At 58.1% G+C, this 15,126-nt stretch carries 24 protein-coding genes and 2 tRNA genes; 22 read left to right on the plus strand and 4 right to left on the minus strand.

The genetic code is table 11. The features are described from left to right. Positions 1-188: 188 nt before the first annotated feature. On the minus strand, positions 189-716 hold the full coding sequence (locus BLW69_RS11610) for a DUF4142 domain-containing protein (RefSeq protein ID WP_062453178.1): 528 nt from the start codon (positions 714-716) through the stop codon (positions 189-191). Between the two features lie 249 nt (positions 717-965). Here BLW69_RS11610 and BLW69_RS11615 point away from each other — a divergent pair, with 249 nt between their 5' ends. Then, positions 966-2,003, plus strand: a complete 1,038-nt coding sequence (locus BLW69_RS11615; protein ID WP_062580084.1) for a calcium-binding protein — start codon at positions 966-968, stop codon at positions 2,001-2,003. A gap of 71 nt (positions 2,004-2,074) precedes the next feature. Here BLW69_RS11615 and cysQ read toward each other — a convergent pair whose 3' ends face one another. The 3 genes from cysQ to BLW69_RS11630 all read right to left on the minus strand — a co-directional run bounded on the left by cysQ (position 2,075) and on the right by BLW69_RS11630 (position 4,626). Continuing rightward, positions 2,075-2,872 carry a 3'(2'),5'-bisphosphate nucleotidase CysQ gene (gene cysQ / locus BLW69_RS11620; protein ID WP_092662031.1) on the minus strand — a complete coding sequence of 266 codons (798 nt, stop codon included), beginning with the start codon at positions 2,870-2,872 and terminating at the stop codon, positions 2,075-2,077. A 62-nt stretch (positions 2,873-2,934) separates the two neighbouring features. Further along, positions 2,935-3,636, minus strand: coding sequence for a DUF982 domain-containing protein (locus tag BLW69_RS11625; protein WP_092662033.1), 702 nt, complete (start codon positions 3,634-3,636; stop codon positions 2,935-2,937). Between the two features lie 102 nt (positions 3,637-3,738). Then, positions 3,739-4,626, minus strand: a complete 888-nt coding sequence (locus BLW69_RS11630) for a TrmH family RNA methyltransferase (protein ID WP_092662035.1) — start codon at positions 4,624-4,626, stop codon at positions 3,739-3,741. A 202-nt stretch (positions 4,627-4,828) separates the two neighbouring features. Here BLW69_RS11630 and BLW69_RS11635 point away from each other — a divergent pair. The 21 genes from BLW69_RS11635 (at position 4,829) to rplR (ending at position 15,116) form a co-directional block, all read left to right on the plus strand. Further along, positions 4,829-4,913, plus strand: a tRNA-Tyr gene (locus BLW69_RS11635). A gap of 26 nt (positions 4,914-4,939) precedes the next feature. Continuing rightward, a tRNA-Gly gene (locus tag BLW69_RS11640) sits at positions 4,940-5,013 on the plus strand. A 342-nt stretch (positions 5,014-5,355) separates the two neighbouring features. Further along, positions 5,356-6,531 (plus strand): elongation factor Tu, encoded by a 1,176-nt coding sequence (gene tuf, locus BLW69_RS11645; RefSeq protein ID WP_092662037.1) that lies wholly within the window; start codon positions 5,356-5,358, stop codon positions 6,529-6,531. Between the two features lie 312 nt (positions 6,532-6,843). Next, positions 6,844-7,152 carry a 30S ribosomal protein S10 gene (rpsJ, locus tag BLW69_RS11650; RefSeq protein WP_003547547.1) on the plus strand — a complete coding sequence of 103 codons (309 nt, stop codon included), beginning with the start codon at positions 6,844-6,846 and terminating at the stop codon, positions 7,150-7,152. 37 nt (positions 7,153-7,189) lie between these two features. Beyond that, positions 7,190-7,831, plus strand: coding sequence for a 50S ribosomal protein L3 (rplC, locus tag BLW69_RS11655; RefSeq protein ID WP_062457777.1), 642 nt, complete (start codon positions 7,190-7,192; stop codon positions 7,829-7,831). Between the two features lie 14 nt (positions 7,832-7,845). After that, entirely contained in the window at positions 7,846-8,466 is a 621-nt protein-coding gene (rplD, locus tag BLW69_RS11660) for a 50S ribosomal protein L4 (protein WP_062457774.1), read from the plus strand. After that, positions 8,463-8,756: a 50S ribosomal protein L23 gene (locus tag BLW69_RS11665; protein WP_062457771.1), complete on the plus strand. Its 294-nt coding sequence runs from the start codon at positions 8,463-8,465 to the stop codon at positions 8,754-8,756. The genes rplD and BLW69_RS11665 overlap by 4 nt, the downstream gene beginning before the upstream one ends. 11 nt (positions 8,757-8,767) lie before the next feature. Next, positions 8,768-9,601 carry a 50S ribosomal protein L2 gene (rplB, locus tag BLW69_RS11670; RefSeq protein ID WP_062457768.1) on the plus strand — a complete coding sequence of 278 codons (834 nt, stop codon included), beginning with the start codon at positions 8,768-8,770 and terminating at the stop codon, positions 9,599-9,601. A gap of 16 nt (positions 9,602-9,617) precedes the next feature. Further along, positions 9,618-9,896, plus strand: a complete 279-nt coding sequence (gene rpsS / locus BLW69_RS11675; protein ID WP_062457765.1) for a 30S ribosomal protein S19 — start codon at positions 9,618-9,620, stop codon at positions 9,894-9,896. Between the two features lie 2 nt (positions 9,897-9,898). Beyond that, entirely contained in the window at positions 9,899-10,288 is a 390-nt protein-coding gene (rplV, locus tag BLW69_RS11680; protein WP_062457763.1) for a 50S ribosomal protein L22, read from the plus strand. After that, positions 10,288-11,025, plus strand: a complete 738-nt coding sequence (gene rpsC, locus BLW69_RS11685) for a 30S ribosomal protein S3 (RefSeq protein ID WP_062457759.1) — start codon at positions 10,288-10,290, stop codon at positions 11,023-11,025. The genes rplV and rpsC overlap by 1 nt, the downstream gene beginning before the upstream one ends. A gap of 38 nt (positions 11,026-11,063) precedes the next feature. Continuing rightward, the gene (gene rplP, locus BLW69_RS11690; RefSeq protein ID WP_062457756.1) at positions 11,064-11,477 is read left to right on the plus strand and encodes a 50S ribosomal protein L16; all 414 of its coding nucleotides are present in this window, start codon (positions 11,064-11,066) and stop codon (positions 11,475-11,477) included. Between the two features lie 12 nt (positions 11,478-11,489). Continuing rightward, positions 11,490-11,690 carry a 50S ribosomal protein L29 gene (gene rpmC / locus BLW69_RS11695; protein WP_007770142.1) on the plus strand — a complete coding sequence of 67 codons (201 nt, stop codon included), beginning with the start codon at positions 11,490-11,492 and terminating at the stop codon, positions 11,688-11,690. Positions 11,691-11,702: 12 nt separating this feature from the next. Further along, entirely contained in the window at positions 11,703-11,939 is a 237-nt protein-coding gene (gene rpsQ / locus BLW69_RS11700; protein WP_062457753.1) for a 30S ribosomal protein S17, read from the plus strand. Positions 11,940-12,175: 236 nt separating this feature from the next. Next, positions 12,176-12,544, plus strand: coding sequence for a 50S ribosomal protein L14 (rplN, locus tag BLW69_RS11705; protein WP_052638136.1), 369 nt, complete (start codon positions 12,176-12,178; stop codon positions 12,542-12,544). A gap of 12 nt (positions 12,545-12,556) precedes the next feature. Continuing rightward, positions 12,557-12,865, plus strand: coding sequence for a 50S ribosomal protein L24 (gene rplX / locus BLW69_RS11710; protein WP_062457750.1), 309 nt, complete (start codon positions 12,557-12,559; stop codon positions 12,863-12,865). Further along, a complete protein-coding gene (gene rplE, locus BLW69_RS11715; RefSeq protein WP_062457747.1) occupies positions 12,858-13,415 on the plus strand; it encodes a 50S ribosomal protein L5 in 558 nt (185 codons plus the stop codon). Before rplX ends, rplE begins: the two co-directional genes overlap by 8 nt. Before the next feature lie 33 nt (positions 13,416-13,448). Then, complete coding sequence (gene rpsN, locus BLW69_RS11720) at positions 13,449-13,754, plus strand: 30S ribosomal protein S14 (protein WP_062457744.1); 306 nt, start codon at positions 13,449-13,451, stop codon at positions 13,752-13,754. 12 nt (positions 13,755-13,766) lie between these two features. Further along, positions 13,767-14,165, plus strand: a complete 399-nt coding sequence (gene rpsH / locus BLW69_RS11725; protein ID WP_062457741.1) for a 30S ribosomal protein S8 — start codon at positions 13,767-13,769, stop codon at positions 14,163-14,165. Between the two features lie 42 nt (positions 14,166-14,207). Continuing rightward, positions 14,208-14,741, plus strand: a complete 534-nt coding sequence (rplF, locus tag BLW69_RS11730; RefSeq protein WP_062457738.1) for a 50S ribosomal protein L6 — start codon at positions 14,208-14,210, stop codon at positions 14,739-14,741. Positions 14,742-14,753: 12 nt separating this feature from the next. Then, positions 14,754-15,116 (plus strand): 50S ribosomal protein L18, encoded by a 363-nt coding sequence (gene rplR, locus BLW69_RS11735; protein ID WP_062457734.1) that lies wholly within the window; start codon positions 14,754-14,756, stop codon positions 15,114-15,116. The last annotated feature ends 10 nt before the right edge of the window (positions 15,117-15,126 follow it).

Genomic DNA, 15,126 nt, shown 5'->3' on the forward strand with positions numbered 1-15,126 from the left:
AACGTCAAGCCTGCCTTCGCGCGTCACTGTCTCGCATTTTCAAAACCACCGGTTTGACGGTTCGCTGCTCAGTAGGCTTCCAACGAACCTCCGGGGCGTCGGGTATGAGGGCGAAGCAACAGAAAAAGCCGCCTCGACGAATCGGGCGGCTGTCTCTTTAGAGTATGGCAGTTGTGGAAGGGTAGTTCTTACTTATCCATATCCTGTGCCATCTTGTAGTGATGCTCGAGGGCAGGAAGTGTCTTCGCGGCAAATGCCTTCAGATCGGCATTTTCACCTTCTTCAGCGTAGCGCTTGAAGAGGTCTACCGCGTCTTCATGTGCTTCGACCTGATCGTCGAAATATTCCTCGATGAAATCGGCGCCTTCAAGCTTTGCCAGCTCGTCGACATCTTCCTTGTCATCTTCGGTCAAGGCCGTGACAGGATTGCCCTGAACCTTGCCGCTGTCGATCAGCGCCTTGAGTTCGGCAGAAGCCTTTTCATGGTCTGTAATCATCTGCTGCGCAAATTTCTTGGTGGCGTCGTCGCCCTTGGTCAGCGCGAGCTTGCTCGACTCGATCTCGTACATACCGCTCGCAGACGCCTGCATGATAAAGTCTGCGGTGGTCGGAGCGCGACCCAGAACCGAGTTTGCGCCGGTGCTTTCTGCAGCCGACTGCGCGAAAGCTGCCGTTGCGGTCATGAGAAATGCTGCGGTGAGAATTGTTTTTTTCATGGTCGGTATCTCCTGTGAGCCCTACCAACCCATGGAAATCAAAGAGGTTCCGCAAAGATTTTTCAACGTGGTACTTCATCTGATTGAGATAAAGCGTCGAAGCGAGGGGATGACGAAGGCGGCCATTGCGCGTTAACGAACCTGAATGGCAGACAACGGGATATTACGGATTCCGTCAGGATTCGTAGTCTAGCATAAGCACAGCAATCCGCGGCGATTCTCATGCCAGGAGCGGACCGGAGGAAACGGATGCCCACATTCTACGGCAACGATTACGACAACACCGTCTACCAGGATGATTACGATTCTGATCTCACCGTCTACACCTATGGCGGCGACGACCGGATCTTCCTCAACCTCGTCGGCAAATACGGTGGTTTCAACACGGTTTATGCAGGCGCTGACGACGATTTGGTGCAAAATTCCTTCGAAGGCGGCAACAAGATCGATCTCGGCTCCGGCAACGACAGCTACGTCGCAACAGGATTTTCGACGTCGAGCAAGCTCTATGATGTCGTCTATGCCGGCAGCGGCAACGACTCTTTCGAAGTCTCCACCTATCACAGCGACTATTACGGCGAGACGGGCAATGACGCCTTCTTCTCGGTCGGCTATCGCAACTATTTCAACGGTGGCTCGGGGACCGATACGATCAGCTATGAGACGCAGGACGAGGATGATGATCTGGCCGGTCTCGGCGTCGCCATCGATCTCGGCAAGGGTTCGGCGCAGACGCTCGGAACCAGTTACAAAGAGACGCTCGTCAGCATCGAGAATGCCATCGGGACCGGTGCGAGCGACAAGATCTACGGCTCATCAGGCGCAAACAAGCTTTGGGGCGATGACGGAAACGACTTGATCGACGGCAAGGGCGGTAATGACACGCTCTACGGCGGTGCGGGTAACGACGACCTCTACGGTGGAAGCGGCAACGACAAGCTTTACGGCGGATCCGGCAACGACCATCTCTATGGTGGATCGGGCGCCGATACGTTCGTGTTCACCTCGATCGCAGACTCCAAGGCAAACAGCAGCCGCGACATCATCCAGGACTTCAGCCGCGCAGAAGACGATTATATCGATCTCCGGTCGATCGACGCGGATACGACCTTCGGCGGCAATCAGTCCTTCGATTTCATCGGTTCGAAAGGCTTTTCGGGCGAGGCGGGCGAGTTGCGCTTTAGCGGCGGCATCGTCTCAGGCGATGTGAACGGCGACGGTTATGCCGACTTCCAGATCAAGATCGCGGGCCAGACCAAAATGTACGACAGCGATTTCTTCCTCTGAGATATCGAGCTGTTTTAGGAAGGCGCTTCTGAAAGGAGGCGCCTTTTTTCGTGGTCGACAGAACTCGTAAACTACAGTGCATCAACCGATGCGCCGGTCGCGATGAAGTCGCCGTTGGCGAAATCAGTCTCATCCGATCGACCGACCTTGCCGTACCGGAGCGGCTGTCCGTCGATAGCGCAGGTCTTGCCACCGGCGGCGCGCAGGACCGCATCTCCGGCTGCCGTGTCCCACTCCATCGTCCGGCCGAACCGCGGATAAATGTCGGCGGCACCTTCCGCCAGCAGACCGAATTTCAGCGATGAACCGACGGAAAGGGTTTCGAGGTCGCCGTATTGCGCCAGGAAATCATCCGTTTCGACAGTTCGGTGGGACCGGCTGGCACAGGCGATGGGTCGCCGTGGCATGACGCGGGCGCGGATCGCCTGACGGTTTTCGATGGTGAAATCGGGGGCGATCGCGAGCTTGGACGCTTTGTTCTGTGCGCCGCCATAGCCGACGTTGAGCGCCGGAGCATACACGATACCAACGGTCGGAAGGGCATTTTCGATCAGCGCAATATTGATGGTGAAGTCATCGCGGCCGTTGATGAATTCACGTGTGCCGTCAAGCGGGTCGATCAGGAAGAAACGACCACCGGAAATATCGGGGATCTGCCCGGCGGCGACGGCTTCTTCTGCAACCGCGGGGATCGCCGGCCAATGCTGCGCAAGCGCTTCGAGAATGATCGCTTCCGCGGCTTCGTCAGCCTCCGTCACCGGCGAGTGGTCAGGCTTGTAGTGGGTATGAGCGCCACGGCCACGGATCTCAAGAATCGTGCGGCCTGCATCGAGCGCGATCGTCTCGAATATGGAAAGCATACTCATCATGAAGACGATCTACTGCCTTGCCTTCAGCAGCGCAAGCTCGTCTCGCCTCTACATCACCGTGCCTATGCCATTGGTTGCTGACGACCGACGGCCCAGGAATTGCCAAGGTGCGCATCCGCCGCGGCCGGAAGATCCGATCCTCCGTGGCGAAGCTGGGGCCGCAGCACGCCCGCGGCGCGTCGGGCGCCGAGCCGTGCAATCATGCCGATCGTCCGCGAGAGCTCTGCCAATAATTCGCGCATGCAGGGTGTGTGTGGGCTGGCCGGCCCAGCCCCCGATGCCGCGGAATGCGGCTCGCTCCAGCTAATCACCGGGTGGTGATATGACGGGAGTGAATCGGATCCGCCAGCATCGGGCTCGGTATAAGCAAGGGTAAGCCCGCGTAAGCGGGGCGACTTACTGAGGCGACGCCGGAACGGTGCGAGGGGGGCGAGGCGGTCCGGCGAGATCGGCAGGGTCGCAAGTGAGGCCGGGACGTCTTTGATTGGTTCGGCATCGATATCGGCAAGAAAGGTTTGCGGTTGAACATGAAAGCCGGCCTCTAGTGCAGCCTCAATGAAATCGGCGCGGGCAAGGGCCGCTACGCTTCGGCCCGTCAGCACATCGCGGCACGCCATCACCGCCGCCATATGCGCTTCTGTGCGTGCGGCCGGCCATCCGCTGAGCAGCATAAGAGCGGCATCCAGCGTGCCTTGCACGATGATCGGCCCCGGTTGGCCGAAGATTTCCAGGATGACAGGTTGCTTCCAGGTCCCGCGATCCATCCAAGCTCTCCCATTTAAGATAATTAGGAAATACTCATATAAAGCTTGCGCCAGGATGGAGCGCAGCGGCCCGACGGTTTTCGTCAGGCCGCTGATGTGATTTCAGGAGATCTTCAGGAGATGCTGCCTTGTCGCGTAAAGTGCAATCGCTGCGGCATTCGAGACGTTGAGCGACTTGATCTCGCCGGGCATGTCGAGCCGGGCCAACGCATTCACCGTTTCGCGGGTCTTCTGGCGCAAGCCCTTGCCCTCGGATCCGAGGACCAGGGCAATCCGCTCACCGGAGAACGTGCCTTCCAGCGGGGCAGGACCTTCCGAATCAAGCCCGATCGTCTGGAAGCCAAGCTTGTGGATCGATTCCAGCGCGTCGGCGAGGTTGGTGATCTGGATATAGGGAATGAGTTCCAGTGCACCGGACGCGGATTTTGCCAGCACGCCTGACTCGGTCGGGCTATGTCTCTGGGTGGTGATGAGAGCGCCTGCGCCGAACGCTACGGCCGATCGCATGACGGCACCGACGTTATGGGGATCCGTTACCTGGTCGAGTACCAGGAGAAGCGGGCTCTCTTTAAGGGCTTCAAGCCGGCGTACGGGCAGGGGCCGCGTTTCCAGCATCACGCCCTGGTGGATCGCCTCGGGACCCAGCACCTTGTCGATATCCTGCGGCGAGACGAACTCGACAGGAAAAGACAGCTCGCTCGATTCGCCGATCTCCAGTCGCATAAAGGCGTTCTGTGTCACCGAAAGCTTGATCAGCTTGCGCTCCGGGTTCTGGATCGCAGCCCGAACCGTATGGAGACCATAGAGCAGCACCTGTTCCGGCTGCAGCTGCGGTGGCGTCCAATCCTTGGCGCCCTTGTTGGATTTGACGCGGCCCTGCTGCGGCGTCGGGATCTCGCCGCGTTCGCGCTTGGTATCGCGAACATTCCGGCGAAGCGTCGCGTAATGGGTGTCGCGGGCGGTTTTGTCTTTAGGATCTTTTGTGCTCATGCTGCCTTATATCGAGGAGCGCGGTTTCGGCAAAGCCCTCCGCTCGAGCCTTGGTCGGATGGCATGACGATATCCAATTTTTTCCTCCTTTTTTCAAAGAGGTCGTGTTGACAGACGGACATGAGGCCGTCATATACGCGGCGCAGACCGAGGGGCGGCAAGCCTGACGGTCAGCAGACTTGGTCTAACGATCCAGACGAATGGAGAGATGCCCGAGTGGTTAAAGGGGACGGACTGTAAATCCGTTGGCTACGCCTACGTTGGTTCAAATCCAACTCTCTCCACCATTCGTCTTCGAGATCGGACCACCCCCGCGGGTATAGCTCAATGGTAGAGCAGCAGCCTTCCAAGCTGAATACGCGGGTTCGATTCCCGCTACCCGCTCCAATATCCCGGACAAATGATTTCTATTTTCGACCGGTTTGATCCATTCAAACATCGCGTCGATTTGTGCTCGTGTTGATCGCGTGCGGCACGCGCAAAAACCGGATCGGACGTCAGGATTACGTATCAGGCCATCACCATCTCTGCGGCGGCCATACTTCCGGCAGACGGGGAGGGCGACACGCCGAGGCCTTGAAATACAGGCAGATAGAGCGCCATCTTTCGGCCTGCCCCTTGTACGGGGCGGCGGCGTAATTATGTCTTGCGCAATCCTTGGGAAAGCCTTAAACGGCGACACCAAACCCGGTCGCCGGGTCAACCTCTTATGTTCACAGGAAGCATTCAATGGCAAAGAGCAAGTTTGAGCGCAATAAGCCTCACGTCAACATTGGCACGATCGGTCACGTCGACCACGGCAAGACGTCGCTGACTGCGGCGATCACGAAGTACTTCGGCGAATTCAAGGCCTACGACCAGATCGACGCTGCTCCTGAAGAGAAGGCCCGCGGCATCACCATTTCGACGGCACACGTCGAATACGAGACGCCAAACCGCCACTACGCACACGTCGACTGCCCCGGCCACGCCGACTACGTCAAGAACATGATCACCGGTGCAGCGCAGATGGACGGCGCGATCCTGGTTTGCTCGGCTGCCGACGGCCCGATGCCACAGACCCGCGAGCACATCCTGCTTGCTCGTCAGGTTGGCGTTCCGGCAATCGTTGTGTTCCTCAACAAGGTTGACCAGGTCGACGACGAAGAGCTTCTCGAGCTCGTCGAACTGGAAGTCCGCGAACTTCTGTCGTCCTACGACTTCCCGGGCGACGACATTCCGATCGTCAAGGGTTCGGCTTTGGCCGCTCTTGAAGATTCGAACAAGAAGATCGGCGAAGACGCCGTTCGCGAACTGATGGCAGCTGTCGACGCCTACATCCCGACGCCTGAGCGTCCGATCGACCAGCCGTTCCTGCTGCCGATCGAAGACGTTTTCTCGATCTCGGGCCGTGGTACGGTCGTGACCGGTCGCGTCGAGCGTGGCATCGTCAAGGTTGGTGAAGAAGTCGAAATCGTCGGCATCCGCGCCACGACCAAGACGACTGTTACCGGCGTTGAAATGTTCCGCAAGCTGCTCGACCAGGGCCAGGCCGGCGACAACATCGGCGCTCTGATCCGTGGCGTACAGCGTGACGGCGTCGAGCGTGGCCAGATCCTGTGCAAGCCGGGTTCGGTCAAGCCGCACAAGAAGTTCATGGCAGAAGCCTACATCCTGACCAAGGAAGAAGGCGGCCGTCATACGCCGTTCTTCACGAACTACCGTCCTCAGTTCTACTTCCGTACAACGGACGTGACCGGTATCGTTTCGCTTCCTGAAGGCACGGAAATGGTTATGCCAGGCGACAACGTCACCGTTGAAGTCGAGCTGATCGTTCCGATCGCGATGGAAGAAAAGCTGCGCTTCGCGATCCGCGAAGGTGGTCGTACCGTCGGCGCCGGCATCGTTGCCTCGATCATTGAGTAACAAATCAGAGGGCAGGGCGGGTTCTTCGGGGCCCGCCCGGTTCACTTTTTTTAAGCAAGTTGGCCCTGCTGACTTGCTTATGACATGAAAATGTAGCAAATGGCGCGCGAGCGCTATTTGCGCCTTGCTTCGTTTTATCGAGGCAGGCAATTGCCAAAGACATTAAGGTGGGCCTTCGGCCTGGAGACGAGAACGGACTGCCGCTGTTGGCGCACCCGTTCGATCTTTGACACTGGTGGTCCCGCCTTAGGATAACGAACAACTCGTGCTGTAACGTTGGCACGTGGAAACAAGAAACAAGGATAACGTCGAATGAACGGCCAAAATATCCGCATTCGCCTGAAGGCGTTCGATCACCGCATTCTCGACGCTTCGACGCGTGAGATCGTGTCGACGGCGAAGCGCACCGGCGCAAGCGTCCGGGGCCCCGTTCCGCTTCCGACTCGCATCGAGAAGTTTACGGTTAACCGGTCCCCCCACATCGACAAGAAAAGCCGCGAGCAGTTCGAGATGCGCACACACAAGCGCCTTCTCGATATCGTAGACCCGACACCACAGACCGTGGACGCGCTGATGAAGCTCGACCTCGCCGCAGGTGTCGATGTTGAGATCAAGCTCTGAGGCTTATGTCTCGAGCTGAGTGAGAAGGATTGAACCGATGCGTTCGGGTGTAATTGCACAGAAAGTGGGAATGACCCGCGTCTATAACGACGCTGGTGAGCACATCCCGGTTACCGTTTTGCGGCTGGAGAGCTGCCAGGTTGTCGCACAGCGCACTGTTGAGAAGAATGGCTATGTTGCCGTTCAGCTCGGTGCTGGCGTCGCCAAGGTAAAGAACACCTCCAAGGCTATGCGTGGCAACTTCGCCATCGCTAATGTCGAGCCGAAGTCGAAGCTCGTTGAGTTTCGCGTTTCCGAAGAAAATTTGATCGACGTCGGCACTGAGCTGAAGGCTGGTCATTTTGCTGCTGGTCAGCTGGTGGATGTCACCGGCACTTCGATCGGTAAGGGTTTTGCCGGTGCTATGAAGCGCCATAACTTCGGTGGTCTGCGGGCGACCCACGGTGTTTCCGTGTCGCACCGTTCGCACGGTTCGACTGGTAACAACCAGGATCCGGGCAAGGTCTGGAAGGGCAAGCGCATGGCTGGTCACATGGGCCAGACGCGTATCACCACGCAAAACCTCGAAATCGTCTCGACGGATGAAGACCGCGGACTGATCCTCGTCAAGGGTGCCGTTCCCGGCTCCAAGGGCGCCTGGATTGAAGTTCGCGACGCCGTCAAGTCGGCCGCGAAGTAAGGGAGCCAGCTATTATGGAATTCAACGTCAAGACCCTCGAGGGAAAAGACGCCGGCCAGGTTTCCCTGTCGGACGCGATTTTCGGCCTCGACCCACGCGAGGATATCCTCGCACGTATGGTGCGTTACCAGCTCGCTAAGAAGCAGCAGGGCACGCACAAGACCAAGAGCCGTTCCGAGATTGCTCGCACCGGTGCGAAGATGTTCAAGCAGAAGGGTACGGGCCGCGCTCGTCACCATTCGGCTCGCGCTCCGCAGTTCCGCGGCGGTGGTCGTGCACACGGCCCGGTCGTTCGCAGCCACGAGCATGATCTTCCTAAGAAGGTTCGCGCTCTTGCTCTGCGTCACGCTCTGTCTGCAAAGCTGAAGTCTGAAGATCTGATCGTCATCGACAACCTGGTTGCTTCTGAAGCAAAGACCAAGGCTCTCGTCGGTACGTTCGCATCGCTCGGCCTCACCAACGTGCTGTTCATCGGCGGTGCTGAGCTCGACAGCAACTTCAAGCTCGCAGCCCAGAACATCCCGAATGTGGACGTTCTGCCGGTCCAGGGCATCAATGTTTACGACATCCTGCGTCGCGGTAAGCTCGTGCTTTCCAAGGCTGCGGTTGAAGCCCTCGAGGAGCGTTTCAAGTGACCGACATTCGCCACTATGATGTGATCGTATCTCCTTCGATCACCGAAAAGTCGACACTGGTTTCCGAGTATAACCAGATCGTCTTCAACGTTGCCAAGACTGCTTCGAAGCCGGAAATCAAGGCTGCCGTGGAAGCTCTCTTCGGTGTGAAGGTCACTGCCGTCAATACGCTGGTCCGCAAGGGCAAGGTGAAGCGCTTCAAGGGCTTCATCGGCAAGCAGAAGGACGTCAAGAAGGCTGTCGTAACCCTGGCCGAAGGTCAGACGATCGACATCTCCACCGGTCTCTGAGGTAAAGAAAAATGGCACTGAAAAGCTATAATCCGACGACCCCGAGCCAGCGTCAGCTGGTTATCGTCGACCGTTCGGGCCTCTGGAAGGGCAAGCCCCTCAAGTCGCTGACTGAAGGTCTGTCCAAGAGCGGTGGTCGCAACAACAACGGTCGTATCACTGCCCGCTTCATCGGCGGTGGTCACAAGCGTACCTATCGCCTGGTCGACTTCAAGCGTCGCAAGTTCGACATTGAAGGCACGGTCGAGCGTCTGGAATACGACCCTAACCGTACCGCGTTCATCGCGCTCGTCACCTACACGGACGGCGAACAGGCCTACATCATCGCTCCGCAGCGTCTTGCTGCAGGCGACAAGGTCATCGCTTCCTCGAAGGCTGTCGACGTGAAGCCCGGCAACACCATGCCGCTGCAGTTCATCCCGGTTGGTTCGATCGTTCACAACGTCGAAATGAAGCCAGGCAAGGGCGGTCAGATTGCTCGCTCCGCCGGCACCTATGTGCAGCTCGTCGGCCGCGATGCCGGCATGGCGATCCTGCGCCTCAACTCTGGTGAACAGCGTCTCGTTCCGGGCTCCTGCCTGGCTTCGATCGGTGCTGTCTCCAACCCCGATCACGGCAACATCAACGACGGCAAGGCCGGTCGTACCGTATGGCGTGGCAAGCGTCCGCATAACCGCGGCGTTGTCATGAACCCGGTCGACCACCCGCACGGCGGTGGTGAAGGCCGTACCTCTGGTGGACGCCATCCGGTGTCCCCGTGGGGCAAGCCCACCAAGGGCAAGCGCACGCGTTCGAACAAGTCCACGGACAAGTTCATCATGCGCTCGCGCCACGTCAAGAAGTAAGAGAGGAAGTCGTTAAATGGCTCGTTCAGTTTGGAAAGGTCCGTTTGTTGACGGCTATCTTCTCAAGAAGGCTGAGAAGGTGCGCGAAGGCGGACGCAGTGAAGTAATCAAGATGTGGACCCGTCGGTCCACGATCTTGCCGCAGTTTGTCGGTTTGACGTTCGGCGTCTACAACGGCAACAAGCACGTGCCGGTCAGCGTCAACGAAGACATGGTCGGACACAAGTTTGGTGAATTCGCTCCCACCCGGACCTATTACGGTCACGGCGCGGACAAGAAGGCGAAGAGGAAGTAATCATGGCGAAGGCAAAGACCGAACGCCGGCTGAAGGACAATGAAGCACAGGCAGTCGCCCGTACGCTTCGCGTCAGCCCGCAGAAGCTAAACCTGGTTGCCGCCATGATCCGCGGCAAGAAGGTCGAACGCGCTCTGGCAGAACTCGAGTTCTCCCGCAAGCGCATCGCAGGCACGGTGAAGAAGACTCTCGAGTCTGCTATCGCCAACGCCGAAAACAACCATGACCTCGACGTCGACACGCTGATCGTAGCGGAAGCCTACGTCGGCAAGTCGATCACGATGAAGCGTTTCCACGCTCGCGGCCGTGGCCGTGCATCGCGGATCGAAAAGCCGTTCGCGCATCTGACGATCGTCGTTCGCGAAGTCGAGGAAAAAGGGGAGGCCGCATAATGGGTCAGAAAATCAATCCTATCGGTTTTCGCCTCGGCATCAACCGTACATGGGACAGCCGTTGGTTCGCCGACAACGCCGAATACGGCCAGCTGCTTCATGAAGACCTGAAGATCCGCGCATACCTGATGTCCGAGCTGAAGCAGGCCGGCATCGCCAAGGTGGTTATCGAGCGTCCGCACAAGAAGTGCCGCGTCACGATCCACTCGGCTCGCCCGGGTCTGATCATCGGCAAGAAGGGTGCGGACATCGAGAAGCTTCGCAAGAAGATCTCCACGATGACCAACTCCGAAACGCACCTCAACATCGTTGAAGTGCGCAAGCCGGAAGTCGACGCAACGCTCGTTGCTCAGTCGATCGCCCAGCAGCTCGAACGCCGCGTGGCTTTCCGCCGTGCGATGAAGCGTGCTGTTCAGTCTGCCATGCGTCTTGGCGCCGAAGGCATCAAGATCACTTGCGCCGGCCGTCTCGGTGGCGCGGAAATCGCTCGTACCGAATGGTACCGCGAAGGCCGCGTGCCGTTGCACACACTGCGCGCCGACATCGACTACGGTACGGCTGAAGCCGAAACCGCATTCGGTATCTGCGGCATCAAGGTCTGGATCTTCAAGGGTGAAATCCTTGAGCACGATCCGATGGCGTCGGAACGTCGCGCGCTGGAAGGCGATGCGCAGGGTCCGGCAAGCCGTGAGCGTGGCGATCGTGGCGACCGTCGCCGCGAACGTGAAAACGCTTGATTAGCGCTGGCGAAAGATAAGCTCGGAGAAGTAATAAAATGTTGCAGCCAAAGCGTACCAAGTTCCGCAAGCAGTTCAAGGGCCGCATCAAGGGCGTTGCCAAGGGTGGCTTCGACCTCGCATTCGGCGAATTCGGTCTGAAGGCTCAGGAACCTAACCGCGTCAACGCACGTGAGATCGAAGCGGCTCGCCGCGCGATCACACGTTACATGAAGCGTGCGGGTCGTGTATGGATCCGCGTATTCCCAGACGTACCGGTCACGGCAAAGCCGACCGAAGTGCGCATGGGTAAGGGTAAGGGTTCTGTCGAATACTGGGCTTGCAAGGTCAAGCCTGGTCGTATCATGTTCGAGATCGACGGCGTTTCGGAAGAGATCGCGCGCGAGGCACTTCGCCTCGGGTCTGCCAAGCTCTCGGTCACGACGCGCTTCGTACAGCGCATCGCAGATTAAGGAGAAGGCACGATGAAAGCCGAAGACGTACGCGGCCTGACCGCCGACCAGCTCAAGGACAAGCTTGCTGACCTGAAGAAGGAGCAGTTCAACCTGCGCTTCCAGAAGGCCACCGGCCAGCTCGAGAAATCCTCGCGCATCACCGAGGTCCGCAAGGATATCGCTCGCGTGAAAACCATTGCCCGCCAGAAGGCGGCAGAAGCCAAGGCCTAAAGGAAGAATAATATGCCGAAACGCATTCTGCAGGGCGTAGTCGTTTCCGACAAGAACGAGAAGACCGTTGTTGTCCGCGTCGAGCGCCGCTTCGCTCACCCTTTGCTTCAGAAGACCGTTCGCCGGTCCAAGAAGTACAAGGCCCATGACGAAAACAACCAGTTCAAGGTTGGTGACGTAGTTTCCATTCAGGAATGCGCCCCGATCTCCAAAGACAAGACCTGGACGGTTATCAACGCCCAGGCTTAAAGACTTCAGGATTTTGCGTCAGGCCCTTGCGTCGGACACAGAATCCTGTAAGAAGCACGCCACTGGCGTAGAACGCTCGGAAACGAGCGTTCTTTTGCTTTCAGCGCACGGAAGGTCCCACTTAGGGAAACCACCTTGGCAAGACCGATCCCGCGCATACTGAAAATGTGTTCATAGCCAGCTCCGTTCGTATTCATGCGCGCGGATAGTTGGTCATTAGAAAAAGGCGACCTGACATGATTCAGATGCAAACAAACCTCGACGTGGCGGATAATTCCGGCGCACGTCGTGTCATGTGCATCAAGGTGCTGGGCGGCTCCAAGCGCAAGTACGCTTCGATCGGCGACGTTATCGTCGTTTCGATCAAGGAAGCTATTCCGCGCGGCCGCGTGAAGAAGGGTGACGTGATGAAGGCGGTGGTTGTGCGTACCGCCAAGGACATCCGTCGCGCCGACGGCAGCGTCATCCGCTTCGACAACAACGCAGCGGTCCTCATCGACAACAAGAAAGAGCCGATCGGCACCCGTATCTTCGGACCGGTTCCGCGCGAACTTCGTGCTAAGAACCACATGAAGATCATCTCGCTGGCTCCTGAAGTTCTGTAAGGAGCGAGAGATATGCAGAAGATCAAGAAGGGCGACAACGTCGTCGTACTGACCGGCAAGGACAAGGGCCGCACCGGTGAAGTAATCCAGGTTATGCCGAAGGAAGACCGTGCGGTCGTTCGCGGCATCAACATGGTGAAGCGCCACCAGCGTCAGTCGCAGACGCAGGAAGCTGGCATCATCAACAAGGAAGCGTCCATCCATCTGTCGAACATCGCGGTTGCCGCGAAAGACGGTAAGCCAACTCGCGTTGGTTTCTCGGTCGTCGACGGTAAGAAGGTGCGTGTCGCCAAGCGTACGGGAGATGTGATCGATGGCTGAGTCCAAGTATGAGCCGCGGCTCAAGGCGGAATACGTTTCCCGCATCCGCGCCGCGCTGAAGGAGCAGTTTTCCTACTCCAACGACATGATGATCCCCAAGCTGGACAAGATCGTCATCAACATGGGTGTGGGCGAAGCAACTGCCGACAGCAAGAAGCCAACGGTTGCAGCAGCCGACCTCGCAGCGATCGCCGGCCAGAAGCCGGTCATCACAAAGGCACGGAATTCCATCGCGGGCTTCAAGGTTCGCGAATTCATGCCGATCGGTGCCAAGGTTACGCTTCGCGGCGCCCGCATGTACGAATTCATGGATCGACTGGTCAACATCGCGCTTCCGCGCGTTCGCGACTTTCGCGGCCTGAACCCGAAGTCCTTTGACGGCCGTGGCAACTTCGCCATGGGCATCAAGGAACACATTGTGTTCCCGGAGATCAACTACGACAAGGTTGATCAGATGTGGGGCATGGACATCATCGTTTGCACGACGGCTACCAACGACGACGAAGCACGGGCTCTCCTGAAAGAGTTCAACTTCCCGTTCCGCCAGTAACCGTAACGACGAGCGTTTAAAAGGAACTCCGATATGGCGAAAACCAGCGCAGTTGAAAAGAACAAGCGCCGCCGCAAGACCGTCGCGGACCATGCAGCCAAGCGTGCTGTATTGAAGGCGACCATCATGAACCAGGAACTTCCGATCGAAGAGCGGTTCAAGGCAACTATCAAGCTCGCTTCTCTGCCGCGCGATGGCTCGAAGACGCGTATCCGCAACCGTTGCGAAGTCACCGGTCGCCCACGCGCTTTCTATCGCAAGCTTAAGATGTCGCGTATTGCACTTCGCGAACTCGGCAGCCTCGGCAAAGTGCCGGGCATCGTCAAGTCGAGCTGGTAAGGAGATCGTTAGATGACCATGACTGATCCCTTGGGCGATATGCTCACACGTATCCGCAACGGCGCTTCCCGCCGCAAGTCGACCGTTTCGACGCCAGCCTCCAGGCTGCGCGTTCGCGTTCTCGACGTGCTGCAGGCTGAAGGCTACATCCGCGGTTACACTGAAACCGATTTCGGCAACGGCAAGGCCGAGATCGAAATCGAACTGAAGTACTACGAAGGCGCGTCGGTGATCCGTGAGATCGGCCGCGTGTCCAAGCCGGGCCGCCGAGTTTATGTCTCGGTCAAGTCCATCCCTCAGGTCGCGAACGGCCTCGGCATCACCATCCTTTCGACCCCGAAGGGCGTGATGGCCGATCACCAGGCTCGCGAACAGAACGTAGGCGGCGAGGTTCTTTGCTCGGTCTTCTAAGACTGCGCAAGGATCTCCCTAGCGAACAGACAGGATTGAATAATGTCTCGTATCGGTAAAAAGCCCGTTCAGGTTCCTGCAGGGATCACGGCCTCGGTTGATGGCCAGAAAGTCACTGCCAAGGGCCCGAAGGGCGAGCTTTTCTTCGTCGCTAACGACGAAATCAAGCTTGAAATCAAAGACAATGCCATTTCGGTGACTCCGGTCAACGATTCCAAAGATGCTCGTTCGAAGTGGGGCATGTCCCGCACGATGATCGAAAACATCCTGAAGGGTGTGAAGGACGGTTTCGAGCGCAAGCTTGAAATCAACGGCGTGGGTTACCGCGCGTCGCTGCAGGGCAAGAACCTGCAGCTGGCTCTCGGTTTCAGCCACGACGTGGTCTATCAGACCCCGGAAGGCATCACCATTGCCGTGCCGAAGCCGACGGAAATCATCGTCTCCGGCATTAATAAACAGCAGGTCGGTCAGGTAGCAGCGGAAATCCGCGAATACCGCGGTCCAGAGCCCTACAAGGGCAAAGGCGTCAAGTACGCTGAGGAACGGATCGTCCGCAAGGAAGGCAAGAAGAAGTAAGGACGCGGGATCATGGCTACCAGAAAAGAAGCACTCACAAAGCGTGCGAGCCGTGTTCGCCGTCAGATCAAGAAGGTCGCAAATGGCCGTCCACGTCTGTCGGTTCACCGCTCCTCGAAAAACATCTACGTTCAGGTCATCGACGACGTGGCCGGCCGCACGCTTGCAGCCGCTTCCACGCTCGACGTCGATCTGCGCAAGTCGCTGAAGACCGGTGCGGACGTTGCAGCAGCTGCTGCCGTTGGCAAGTTGGTTGCAGAGCGCGCTGCCAAGGCTGGCGTGACGGAAGTCGTGTTCGACCGCGGCGCCTTCATCTACCACGGCCGCATCAAGGCTCTTGCTGAAGCTGCCCGCGAAGGCGGCCTGAGCTTCTAAGAAATTTCGC

This window comes from Rhizobium sp. NFR12, from assembly GCF_900108545.1.
Classification (GTDB): Bacteria; Pseudomonadota; Alphaproteobacteria; order Rhizobiales; family Rhizobiaceae; genus Neorhizobium; species Neorhizobium soli.

Excerpts from the sequence above, each read along its gene's own strand:
- rplC (WP_062457777.1), top strand. The coding sequence starts at position 7,190 with ATGCGTTCGGGTGTAATTGCACAGAAAGTGGGAATGACCCGCGTCTAT.
- BLW69_RS11610 (WP_062453178.1), bottom strand. The coding sequence starts at position 716 with ATGAAAAAAACAATTCTCACCGCAGCATTTCTCATGACCGCAACGGCA.
- rplN (WP_052638136.1), top strand. The coding sequence starts at position 12,176 with ATGATTCAGATGCAAACAAACCTCGACGTGGCGGATAATTCCGGCGCA.
- tuf (WP_092662037.1), top strand. The coding sequence starts at position 5,356 with ATGGCAAAGAGCAAGTTTGAGCGCAATAAGCCTCACGTCAACATTGGC.
- rplX (WP_062457750.1), top strand. The coding sequence starts at position 12,557 with ATGCAGAAGATCAAGAAGGGCGACAACGTCGTCGTACTGACCGGCAAG.
- rpsS (WP_062457765.1), top strand. The coding sequence starts at position 9,618 with ATGGCTCGTTCAGTTTGGAAAGGTCCGTTTGTTGACGGCTATCTTCTC.
- rplE (WP_062457747.1), top strand. The coding sequence starts at position 12,858 with ATGGCTGAGTCCAAGTATGAGCCGCGGCTCAAGGCGGAATACGTTTCC.
- rplP (WP_062457756.1), top strand. The coding sequence starts at position 11,064 with ATGTTGCAGCCAAAGCGTACCAAGTTCCGCAAGCAGTTCAAGGGCCGC.
- rpsN (WP_062457744.1), top strand. The coding sequence starts at position 13,449 with ATGGCGAAAACCAGCGCAGTTGAAAAGAACAAGCGCCGCCGCAAGACC.
- rpsC (WP_062457759.1), top strand. The coding sequence starts at position 10,288 with ATGGGTCAGAAAATCAATCCTATCGGTTTTCGCCTCGGCATCAACCGT.
- rpsJ (WP_003547547.1), top strand. The coding sequence starts at position 6,844 with ATGAACGGCCAAAATATCCGCATTCGCCTGAAGGCGTTCGATCACCGC.
- rplV (WP_062457763.1), top strand. The coding sequence starts at position 9,899 with ATGGCGAAGGCAAAGACCGAACGCCGGCTGAAGGACAATGAAGCACAG.
- rpmC (WP_007770142.1), top strand. The coding sequence starts at position 11,490 with ATGAAAGCCGAAGACGTACGCGGCCTGACCGCCGACCAGCTCAAGGAC.
- rplF (WP_062457738.1), top strand. The coding sequence starts at position 14,208 with ATGTCTCGTATCGGTAAAAAGCCCGTTCAGGTTCCTGCAGGGATCACG.
- rplB (WP_062457768.1), top strand. The coding sequence starts at position 8,768 with ATGGCACTGAAAAGCTATAATCCGACGACCCCGAGCCAGCGTCAGCTG.
- BLW69_RS11615 (WP_062580084.1), top strand. The coding sequence starts at position 966 with ATGCCCACATTCTACGGCAACGATTACGACAACACCGTCTACCAGGAT.
- BLW69_RS11630 (WP_092662035.1), bottom strand. The coding sequence starts at position 4,626 with ATGAGCACAAAAGATCCTAAAGACAAAACCGCCCGCGACACCCATTAC.
- cysQ (WP_092662031.1), bottom strand. The coding sequence starts at position 2,872 with ATGATGAGTATGCTTTCCATATTCGAGACGATCGCGCTCGATGCAGGC.
- BLW69_RS11625 (WP_092662033.1), bottom strand. The coding sequence starts at position 3,636 with ATGGATCGCGGGACCTGGAAGCAACCTGTCATCCTGGAAATCTTCGGC.
- rplR (WP_062457734.1), top strand. The coding sequence starts at position 14,754 with ATGGCTACCAGAAAAGAAGCACTCACAAAGCGTGCGAGCCGTGTTCGC.
- rpsH (WP_062457741.1), top strand. The coding sequence starts at position 13,767 with ATGACCATGACTGATCCCTTGGGCGATATGCTCACACGTATCCGCAAC.
- rpsQ (WP_062457753.1), top strand. The coding sequence starts at position 11,703 with ATGCCGAAACGCATTCTGCAGGGCGTAGTCGTTTCCGACAAGAACGAG.
- rplD (WP_062457774.1), top strand. The coding sequence starts at position 7,846 with ATGGAATTCAACGTCAAGACCCTCGAGGGAAAAGACGCCGGCCAGGTT.